The organism is Candidatus Methylomirabilota bacterium, from assembly GCA_036005065.1.
GTDB lineage: Bacteria > Methylomirabilota > Methylomirabilia > Rokubacteriales > DASRDR01 > DASYQW01.
In genome coordinates this window covers 1-9,734 of the sequence record DASYQW010000057.1, presented here as the reverse complement: position 1 = coordinate 9,734, position 9,734 = coordinate 1, and the positions used below count along the sequence as shown (strand labels likewise).

Genomic DNA, 9,734 nt, shown 5'->3' with positions numbered 1-9,734 from the left:
GTCGGCCCCCTCCCAGGCCCACCCCCTGGAGATGGTGGCGGGGGCGAAGCCCGCGCTCGGAGCGGAACATCAACCGTGGGCGGTTGGGCAAGCTGCGGGGCGTGGTCACTCCGACAGCCTCCTAGGTCATTTCGGGGGCCTCGGCCCGCCGCTCGGAGCACTCCTCGATGCACCACGCGCTCGGTGGGCGGCGCCGGCTGCTCGCCGCTCATCGCGGGCGGGTCTCGGCGAAGCGGTCGAGGCCGACGGTGGCGTCGATGAGGAGGAGGACGACGAAGCTCACGTAGACGGAGGCCGCCGACACCGCGGCGACCAGCGGGTCCACGTTGTAGGCGATGTAGTTCATGATGTTCACCGGCAGCGGGTTGAGCCGGCTGGTGGTGAAGAACATCGTCACCTCGACGTTCGTCCACGAGATGACGAAGGCGAAGAGCGCCCCCGCGATCACGCCGCCCTGGATGACCGGCAGGGTGACGGTGAGGAAGGCCACCGGCGGGGACGCCCCGAGGTCGGCGGCCGCCTCCTCCAGCGCCGGGTCCACGCCGGCCAGGGTGGCCATCACCGAGCGGATGATGTATGGCAGCGTGAGCAGGACGTGGCCGATCAGGATCGCCCAGAAGGTCCGCGCGATCCCCAGCAGCGTGAGGTACTGGAGGAGCCCGACGCCGAGGACCACCTGCGGGAGGACGAGGGGGGAGAGGAACAGGCCCGACAGGAGCCGCTGGCCCCGGAACCGGGAGCGGGCCAGCGCCAGCGCCGCAGGCACCCCGATGGCGGTGGCGAGCCCGGTGGTGGCCGCCGCCAGCTCGAGGCTCAGCGTGAAGGAGTCGAGCCAGCCGGGCGTCTGCGTGAAGGTCCAGTACCACCGAAGCGTGAGCCCGCGCGGCGGGAAGGCCAGAAAGTCGGACGCGGTGAAGGAAGCGCCGACGATCACCGCGATCGGCAGCAGCAGGTAGACAAAAGTCAGCACCGCCAGCGCCCGCAGCAAGACCCCGCCCACCCGCTCGACCGCCTCCAGCACTCCGGCGGGCCGAGCCGTCATACCGTGCGGAGGAAGCGCGTGTAGACGCTGGTGAGGAGCAGGGTCAGCGCGAGGAGCAGCATCGCCATGGCCCCGCCGAATCCCCAGTCGTAGACGGCGACGTACTGCTCGTAGATCAGCATCGGCACGACCTTGAGCCGGCCCCCGCTCAACACGGCCGGCGTGACGTAGGCGCTCATCGCCAGCGTGAAGACGATCAGCGAGCCGGCGACCACGCCGGGCAGGCTCAGCGGCAAGGTCACCGTGAGGAACGTGACCAGGCGACTCGCTCCCAGGTCCATCGCGGCCTCCTCGAGGCTCACGTCGATCTGCTGGAGGACGGCGGCGATGGTCAGGACCGTGAACGGCAGCAGCACGTGGGTGAGCCCGATCACGACGCCGGCCTCGTTGAAGATGAGCCGGACCGGCCGCTCGACCACGCCGAGATCGAGCAGGGTGCGATTGACGATGCCGTTGTTGCCGAGGCTCACCATCCAGCCGAAGGACCGGACGATCGAGCTGGTGAAGAGCGGCGCCACCACGATCAGGTAGGCGAGCCGCCGCATCGCTCGCGAGCGGACGGACCGGACCAGGTAGTAGGCGACCAGGTAGCCGAGCAGGAGCGCGCAGAGCGTCGTCACCAGGCTGATCCGCAGCGTGAACCCGAGGGTACCCAGGTAGTAGCGGTCGCCGAGGAAGCGGAGGTAGTTCTCGGCGGTAGGGTGGCCCGGCGCCTGCTTGTGCTCGACCACGCTGCCGACGAGGATGCTGGCCACCGTGGGCACGAGGAACAGCAGCATCACGGCGACGGCGGGAAGGAGCAGCCGCCACCGCGCTCGGGGCCGGACGGCGTCGTCGCTCACAGGAGTCGCTCCTCACCGGCGCTCCAGCCGATCCACGGCTGGCTGGCCGGCTCGACCCGGGCGGCGAGGGTCTGGTCGGACGTGGTGAGGACCAGCGCCACGTCGCCCCCGACGGTGACGTGGAAGTTCGTGAGCACGCCGAGGTACACGCGGCGGGTCACGGCCGCCCGGAAGACGTTGTCGAGCGCGGGCCGCTCGGCGTGGAGCGCGATGCGCTCGGGTCGGAGCGAGAGCTGGACCCGGCTGCCCGAGGTCGGCGCCGGGTCGGGGCGCGCGGCGAGCAGGGAGAGGCTGCCGCAGCGGAGGCGGAGGCGGTCGCCTTCCGTCCCCTCCACGGTGCAGGCGAGGAGGTTCGTCTGGCCGATGAAATCGGCCACGAACGGGGTGGCCGGCCGGTCGTAGACGGCGCGGGCCTCGCCCGTCTGCTCGATGCGGCCCGCGTTCATCACCGCGATGCGGTCGGAGAGGACGAGAGCCTCCTCTTGATCATGGGTGACGTAGATGGAGGTGATGCGGAGGAGCTCCTGGAGGCGCTTCAGCTCGATCTGCATCTGGCGGCGCAGCTTCAGATCGAGCGCGCCGAGCGGCTCGTCCAGGAGCAACACCCGCGGCCGGTTGACGAGCGCCCGGGCCAGGGCGACCCGCTGCTGCTGGCCCCCCGACAGCTCGCGGGGGTGGCGGTGGCCGAGGCCCTGGAGGCTCACCAGCTCGAGGCTCTCGGCCACGGCCCGCTCGACCTCGCCCCTGGGGACGCCGCGGCGCCGCGGGCCGTACGCGATGTTGTCGGCCACCGTCAGGTGAGGGAAGAGGGCGTAGTGCTGGAAGACCATGTTCACCGGCCGGCGATAGGCCGGGATCCCGCGCATGCTCTGGCCGCCGATGTAGACCTCGCCGGCGGTGGGTTCGAGGAATCCGGCCAGGATGCGGAGGGTGGTCGTCTTGCCGCACCCGCTGGGTCCGAGCAGGGAGACGAACTCGCCGGGGCGGACCTCCAGCGAGACGTCCTCGACGGCGGTGTGGGCGCCGAAGCGCTTGGTGACGTGGGCCAGCCGGACGTCGGCCGCGTCCGCGCCCGCGCTCATCCCCGTGTCGGCCTCGCCCGGCTCAGGCCTTGCCGAGGACCTCCTTGTTCCAGCGCTCGATCCACCGGGGCTTGCGCTCGTTGACCGCCTGCCAGTCGGGGATGACGAGGTTCGTCATCGTGCCCGCGCCGTAGGGCATCCGGTCCTTGATCTTGGCCGGGACCTCCACGCGCTGGTTAGCCGGCGCCGCCGAGATGTACTCCATGAGCCCCTGCTGGCCGGCCGGGGAGAGGACGGCGTCGATGTACTTGAGGGCCAGATCGCGGTTCTTGGTGCCCTTGGCCACATGCACCCGGATGTCTCCCGCCACCGCGCCCTCCGTCGGCACCACGAAGACGATGGGGAGGCCGCGGTCGCGGAGGCCCCAGGAGTTGCCGTGGGTCTGGACGCCGACGTCCGCCTCGCCGCTCTGGAAGAGGTTGTCCGACTGGCCGGCGGCGTCCCAGAAGGCGGCCACCTTCAGCCTCTTCATCGCCTCGATGAAGGCGTCGACGTGGTCGAGGTCGCCGCCGAAGACCTTCGCCATGTGGGCGAACCAGTTGGGCCAGGTCGCGTTGACCGGGCTGGCGGTGGTCACCCGACCCGCGTACTCGGGCCGCCATAGATCCTTCCAGGACGCCGGCGGGGTCTTGATCCGATCCTTGTTGTAGCTGAGCCCGATCGAGTAGAAGCCGCCGGTGATGGCGAAGACGCGGCCGCTCTTGTCCTTCTGGACGGCGGCCGGGAAGAGGTCTTTGCCGTGGGTCAGCTTCGAGAGGTCGATCGGCTCGACGAGGTCCTCGGCGAGCGCCATCTCGGAGACGCCCCCGTCGATCCAGGCCACGTCGATCGAGGGATTACCCTTCTGCTGGCGCAGCTTGCCCAGCGTGATGGTGGAGACGCCCTGCTCCTCCAGCACGCGGGCCCCGGTCTTCTGCTGGAACTCCTTGATGCTCCCCTCGCGGATCGCCTCGCCGAACCGGCCCCCGTAGAGGGCGACGGTGAGCTGGCCCTGGGCGGCGGCCCGGGACGGCCCGGCGGCGCCGGCGGCGGCGACCGCCGACATCGCGAGGAACCGGCGGCGGGTGAGGCGGCTTGCGGTTCGGGCGCTCGGCTGGTCGTGCAGCATGGGCGGTGGCCCCCTTTCTTCTCGCCGCCCCCGGCACGGCGCGGTGGCGGACCCGTCGATGGACGCTCGCTGGCCGCGGTGATAAGGTTCTGTAGCACTCCGCGCGACACCGTGTCAACGGAGGGTCGGTGGCGCGGCCCGGAGCCGGGCGGATTCCGCAGCGCGAGCGCCGAGGAGACGGCACATGCTGAAGACTGGATTCGTCGACGTCATCTATACCCACACCGAGGGCGAGCCCACCTGCATCGTCCCGGGGGGGATCCCGTACCCGCCCGCGACCGACATCCTGGCCAAGCGGCGGTTCGTCGAGGAGCGCTACGACTGGCTGCGGCGCGCGCTCATGCGGGAGCCCCGGGGCCACAAGGACATGTTCGGGGTGTTCGTCGCCCCGCCGTCGGCGGCCGACGCCGACGCCGGGATGATCTGGATGGACGGGGAGCAGTATCTGCACATGTGCGGGCACGGCACCATCGGCCTCTCCATGGCGCTGGTGGCCGGCGGTTGGGTCTCGGCCCCGGAGTCGCCGGCCCGGATCCGCTACGAGACGACGGCGGGCCGGGTGACGGCCGAGGTCGCCCACTCGGACCGCGACGTGGAGTGGTGCCGGTTCGAGAACGTCCCGGCGTTCGTGGCAGCCCAGGACGTCCCGGTGGAGCTGCCCGAGTTCGGGACCCTGCGGGCCGACGTCGTGTTCGGCGGGAACTACTTCGGCATCATCAAGTGGGACCGCCAGGCGCTCCCGATCGGTCCCGAGAACGGAAGCCGATTCTCGCGGCTGGGGACGATCGCGAAGGCGCAGCTCCGGGAGAAGGTGACGCTCCGGCATCCGACTCAGCCCCACATCACCCAGCTGGACCTGGTGACGTTCTACCACGAGCCCACCCGGCCGGAGGCACGCTATCGCTGCGTCCACGTCTTCAGTGACGGGAAGATGGATCGGTCCCCGGGGGGGACGGGGACGAGCGCGATGCTGGCCATGCTCGAGGCGCGCGGGCAGCTCGCCATCGGCCAGACGATCCAGGCCGAGGGACTTCTCGGCAGCGGCACCTTCGAGGGCCGGCTCACCGGCGAGACCCGGCTCGACGGCCAGCGAGCCGTCATCCCCACCGTCAAGGGCCGGGCCAACATCATCGGCTACGCGAAGTGGCTGATCGACCCGACCGACCCGGTCGGCGCCGGCTTCGTGATCTCGTAGCCCACGAACGGCCCTTTCCTCTCGTGCGACCGCGTCGTGCGCCCCGTCGCGTCCCCGGCGGGCCGCCGGGCGGCGTGCCGATGCCCGAGGACGCGCTCCCGAGCGACAACCTCGCCGGCCCGTGAGCCGTGGCAGTCGCCGGGCGCCGCCGCCGAGGCCGAGGAGGAGTCGATGAGCACCATGAGCGAGACGACGCTGATCACCGGGGCCTCGAGCGGCATCGGCCGCGAGCTCGCGGGACTGTTTGCCCGGGACGGTCACCCGCTCGTGCTCGTCGCCCGGTCCCGGCCGACGCTGGACGAGCTGGCCACGGCGCTCGCCGACCGCCACCGCATCCGCTGTGAGGTGATCGCGGCCGACCTCGGCGAGCCCGGAGCCGCCGCCTCGGTGGTGCGGCGGCTCGAGGACCTCGGGATCACCGTCGGGATCCTCGTGAACAACGCCGGCTACGGCGTATTCGGCCCCTTCGCCGAGACGAGTCTCGCCAGAGAGCTGGCGATGATCCAGGTCAACGTGGTGGCCTTGACGGAGCTGACCAAGCGCCTCCTGCCGGCAATGCTGGCCCGCGGCCACGGCCGGATCCTGAACGTGGCCTCCACGGCCGCGTTCCAGCCGGGGCCGCTGATGGCCGTCTATTACGCGACGAAGGCGTACGTGCTGTCCTTCTCGGAGGCGCTGGCCTGCGAGCTCGAGGGCACCGGCGTGACGGTCACCACGCTCTGCCCGGGCCCGACGCGTTCCGGCTTCGAAGCGGCGGCGGGGATGCAGGCGTCGAGGCTCATGCGCGGCAACGTGGCGGAGGCGGCGGCCGTGGCCCGGGCCGGCTACGCGGCGCTCATGCGAGGCAAGCGCGTCTTCATCCACGGCTTCACCAACCGGGTGTTCGCGCACGGAGTGCGGTTCCTGCCGCGCCGCCTCACGACCGCGCTCGTGCGGCGCGTGCAGGCGCCGGTGGGGTGAGTCGCCCGCCTAGCTCGCTCGCGAGCCGATGAGCTCATCCAAGAGTCCGCGGGTTGAACACGGCTAACGAACCGACACACCAGGAGACGGGAAATGACGACACACACCGCGGAAAGCCCTGGCGAGGCACAAGCCCGCCGACTCGAACGAGTCTACGAAGAAGTGGCCAGGTTGCTGCGGGAACCCGGCGTGGCCTCGCGTCTGCGCACGGCGCCGGCGGAGAACGAATGGTCAGCGATGCAGGCTCTGGGGCACATGACGGAGATGATCCCGTACTGGCTGAACCATTGTCGCGGGCTGATCGCGTCCACCGGAGAGCCACCCACATTCGGGCGCAAGGCCGGCTCGCCTGAGCGGCTAGCGGGCGTCGCGCACGGCGCGACCGCGGAACCTGACGAGTTGCTGGGCAAGCTGCAGGACGAGGTTCGTTCAGCGGCAAGCACGATCCGGAAGCAGTCGATGGCCGAGCGCGGCAAGCGAGGCATCCACGCGGGGAGGGGTGAGGTGACCGTGGCCGAGGTCATCGAGTCGTTTATCGTCGGCCACGCCGAAGAGCACCTGGCCCAGGTGCAGACTGCGCTGAGGAGTTAGCCCACTGGCAGCTGAGGGCTGGCGTCACGCCGTGGGGTAGGCGAACATGCGCCGGTAGTGGCGGTACCACTCGCTCTGGAAGCGCTCCTCCGGATCGTGCGCGCGCTTGTGGCGCAGGAACTCGGCGAACTGCGGATAGCAGGCCTCGACCTGGGCGCGCGTCGCCCACCGATGGTAGGTGAGAAAGTAGCTGCCGCCCCGTCGCCAGGCCATGTCGATGAGGCGGCGGAACGCTCGCGCGGAGTGGTCCAGGCCCTCCGGCGTGTGGACGACGTGCAGGTTGAAGATGGTGCACGCGTAGCTTTGCTTGGCCCAGGGCAGGAACGTCTCATCGTCGCGCTCGATCAGCCGGATGCTCCCGTAGATCAGCTCGACCCGGTTCTTGAGGAAGTCGTCGCGGGCCTCGGCCAGGAAGTCGGCGAGCCGGGGCCGCGGGACGTAGATCTCGGTGATCATCTCGGTCGCCCGATCGGTGGCGCCGAGGCGGCGGTCGACCTCGCGGTGGTAGTCGTCGAAGTAGGTGCCGAGCTGCTGCGTGTCGGACCAGTAGATCTGGCCGTCGGTCGCCAGGTAATGACCGGTGTAGGCCTCGAAGGCCCGCCGCTTGTCGGCGTGGGCGAGGAACAGCAGCTCGCGCCAGTCCTCGGGCTGGAGCTCCTTCTGACCGCTCGGGATGGGGGTGTCGTCGGCCACCGGCCGGTAGCACGAGAACACGCCCGTGCGGAGAAAGCGCTCCGCCCCGGCCTCGGTCGAGTACTGGAAATCGCCGTAGGTGAAGCCGTCGGCGATTCGCCGCCCGAAGGCGGGGATGACGCGGTCCACGTCCAGGATCTCGACCACGCGCTGGACCTTTCGGCGCGGCGTCAGGCGGAGCGTGACCGAGGTCATGACACCGAAGAGCCCATACCCGCCGATCGCCAGCCGGAACAGCTCCGGGTTCGTCTGCCGGTCGCAGGTCACGGTGCGGCCGGCCGCATCGAGCATGACGAACGACTTGACGTCCTGGACGATCGGCTTGAAGCGCAGTCCCCGGCCGTGGGCGTTGGCCGCCAGCGCGCCGCCGATCGTGAGACGGTCAGCGCCGGTCTGCTTCTGCACGATGCCCCACTGCCTCGGCCGTCCCTCCTGTGCTCGAACCAGATACTCGATGAGCTCAGGCCACTGGATGCCGGCCTCGACCTCGATCTCCCCCGCGTCGGGATCGAAGTGGAGCACGCGCCGCATCCCGGTCATGTCGAGGTTGAGCGTGCCGGCGCCGAACTGCTGTCCGCCCATCGCGTGCCGTCCGCCGGTGATGCTGACCGCCTGGCCGGCCCGCCGGGCGCGCGCCAGCGCGCGCTGGATGTCGTCCACGGAGCCGGGCCGGACGACGGCGCCGACCGGGGTGCCGTTCAGCTGCGAGTGAATGTCGTTCAGCTCGACGGCGCCGCGCGTCGCGCAGCCGGGCCAGAGGAGGAGCGCAGAGCTCCCGACGATCACCTCGCGTCGTGTCAGCATGGTTGCCTCCGTGGGAACCCGCGCGCTCGGGAAGACCGTCAGCCGGGTCACGCCCTGTACAGTGTGACGTCGAGCTCGGTGGTCACGGGCGGGTGTCCCCGGCACGCCGGCTCAGGGCGGCGGCGACGTCGAGGGACACCCGGTGGATCGAGTACGCGACGAAGACCGCGCCCAGCACGTCGATGGTGTAGTGCGTCCGCGTGGACAGCACGAGCGCGACCTGGAACGGGACGTTCGCCCAGGCCAGCCCCTTGAGCCACGGGCGGCTCCTCGCCGCCGCCAGGGCGATGAGGACCGCGTTGGCCGTGTGCCCGCTGAACCAGAAGTCGCTGAGGTACGGCTTGCCGAACGTGAACACGCCCTTCGGGAACTGCCAGACCATGTCGTCGGGCAGTGGCACCGCGGTCGCGTGGAAGAACAGCCAGTGCAGGAAGTAGGCGACGTACAGGCAGAGCCCGAGCCTGATCCCTTTGCCCGTGACCAGGATGACGAGCGTGATGGCGACGAAGAAGAGCTCGAGCGGCAGCGTCCCCAGCCAGAACACGTACGGCGCCGCCTCCGGACCGACGAGCCGCCGCAAGGGGGGAACCACGAGGTGGCCGAGGTCCTCGACGCCCGAGGCGTGCCTGTAGGTCGCGAAGGAGGCCGCCCCGAGCGCGATGGCGCCCGCGTAGAGCGCCGCCATGACCGAGAGCGCGATGACCCGCCTCGTCATCGTGGAGGGCGATGCCAGCGTCGGGGCGCCCCGGAGAGCTCTCAAGGCGGTTCTCGCGCGCGTAGCCGAGCTAAACACCCTTTCCGGCGGGGCGTCAAGCCCTTCGCCGGCAGGCAGCTTCGGCTCCATGTAGAACGACCAGCCTGGCGTCGGAATCGATGGCGCGGACCAACCGACGGCGAATGAGCGCCCTCCAAGCTCTGTTTGCTGCGGCGCGGCAGTCGGGTAAGCCAAGAAGGCTTGACAACGCCAGCCGGTGAGAGGTTACCCTGTGACTATGCAGCGACTGGGATGGGTCATCCTTCTCTGCGTGTCGGTCGACTTCTCCAACCCGATGCTTCCAGGTTCCGTCCGCTTTGACCCGAGCGAATCGATCGAAGCCGTGCACGGCGGCACCGCCGCGCCCATCAACGCCCCAAGTCCTCTTCTGGCGCGCCAGCCCGACCGCCGCGAGCTCCCGCAACGCCTCTGGATCGTGCAGTCCGGTTCCGGCCCTCTCGCGAAACTCGGGCGGCGCCGGTTTCTGGCCGTTCGACCCGTCCGCCACCAGCCTGACGATCTGACGGCCGCGTTCCCCGCCGAAGACCACTAGCCGTCTCTCCCGCTTTCGTCGTCCCCAGGCCGCTCCGGCGGCCACCATCGATCGTTCATCTTCCTTGCGGCGGCCGGACGGGAGGGGTACGGGTGATGATCCAGTTGTTC

At 70.3% G+C, this 9,734-nt stretch carries 10 protein-coding genes; 4 read left to right on the top strand and 6 right to left on the bottom strand.

What is annotated here, in order from left to right; translation table 11 throughout:
- Window positions 1–208 precede the first annotated feature (208 nt).
- From VGW35_04075 to VGW35_04060, 4 genes are read right to left on the bottom strand one after another with little or no spacing between them, the layout of a single operon-like run.
- Complete coding sequence (locus VGW35_04075) at window positions 209–1,042, bottom strand: ABC transporter permease (GenBank protein ID HEV8306821.1); 834 nt, start codon at window positions 1,040–1,042, stop codon at window positions 209–211.
- Window positions 1,039–1,884, bottom strand: coding sequence for an ABC transporter permease (locus VGW35_04070; GenBank protein HEV8306820.1), 846 nt, complete (start codon window positions 1,882–1,884; stop codon window positions 1,039–1,041). The genes VGW35_04075 and VGW35_04070 overlap by 4 nt, the downstream gene beginning before the upstream one ends.
- A complete protein-coding gene (locus VGW35_04065; protein ID HEV8306819.1) occupies window positions 1,881–2,966 on the bottom strand; it encodes an ABC transporter ATP-binding protein in 1,086 nt (361 codons plus the stop codon). The genes VGW35_04070 and VGW35_04065 overlap by 4 nt, the downstream gene beginning before the upstream one ends.
- A gap of 22 nt (window positions 2,967–2,988) precedes the next feature.
- A complete protein-coding gene (locus VGW35_04060; protein HEV8306818.1) occupies window positions 2,989–4,074 on the bottom strand; it encodes an ABC transporter substrate-binding protein in 1,086 nt (361 codons plus the stop codon).
- A gap of 184 nt (window positions 4,075–4,258) precedes the next feature.
- Here VGW35_04060 and VGW35_04055 point away from each other — a divergent pair, with 184 nt between their 5' ends.
- The 3 genes from VGW35_04055 to VGW35_04045 all read left to right on the top strand — a co-directional run bounded on the left by VGW35_04055 (window position 4,259) and on the right by VGW35_04045 (window position 6,820).
- A complete protein-coding gene (locus VGW35_04055) occupies window positions 4,259–5,269 on the top strand; it encodes a proline racemase family protein (protein ID HEV8306817.1) in 1,011 nt (336 codons plus the stop codon).
- 171 nt (window positions 5,270–5,440) lie between these two features.
- The gene (locus VGW35_04050) at window positions 5,441–6,229 is read left to right on the top strand and encodes an SDR family oxidoreductase (GenBank protein HEV8306816.1); all 789 of its coding nucleotides are present in this window, start codon (window positions 5,441–5,443) and stop codon (window positions 6,227–6,229) included.
- 93 nt (window positions 6,230–6,322) lie between these two features.
- Window positions 6,323–6,820: a DinB family protein gene (locus VGW35_04045; GenBank protein ID HEV8306815.1), complete on the top strand. Its 498-nt coding sequence runs from the start codon at window positions 6,323–6,325 to the stop codon at window positions 6,818–6,820.
- A gap of 24 nt (window positions 6,821–6,844) precedes the next feature.
- On the opposite strand, the gene VGW35_04040 is transcribed toward VGW35_04045, so the two are convergent.
- Window positions 6,845–8,317, bottom strand: coding sequence for an FAD-binding oxidoreductase (locus tag VGW35_04040; protein HEV8306814.1), 1,473 nt, complete (start codon window positions 8,315–8,317; stop codon window positions 6,845–6,847).
- A gap of 82 nt (window positions 8,318–8,399) precedes the next feature.
- Window positions 8,400–9,032: a phosphatase PAP2-related protein gene (locus VGW35_04035; protein ID HEV8306813.1), complete on the bottom strand. Its 633-nt coding sequence runs from the start codon at window positions 9,030–9,032 to the stop codon at window positions 8,400–8,402.
- Between the two features lie 277 nt (window positions 9,033–9,309).
- Between VGW35_04035 and VGW35_04030 the strand changes: the two genes are divergently transcribed.
- Window positions 9,310–9,624 carry a hypothetical protein gene (locus VGW35_04030; GenBank protein ID HEV8306812.1) on the top strand — a complete coding sequence of 105 codons (315 nt, stop codon included), beginning with the start codon at window positions 9,310–9,312 and terminating at the stop codon, window positions 9,622–9,624.
- The last annotated feature ends 110 nt before the right edge of the window (window positions 9,625–9,734 follow it).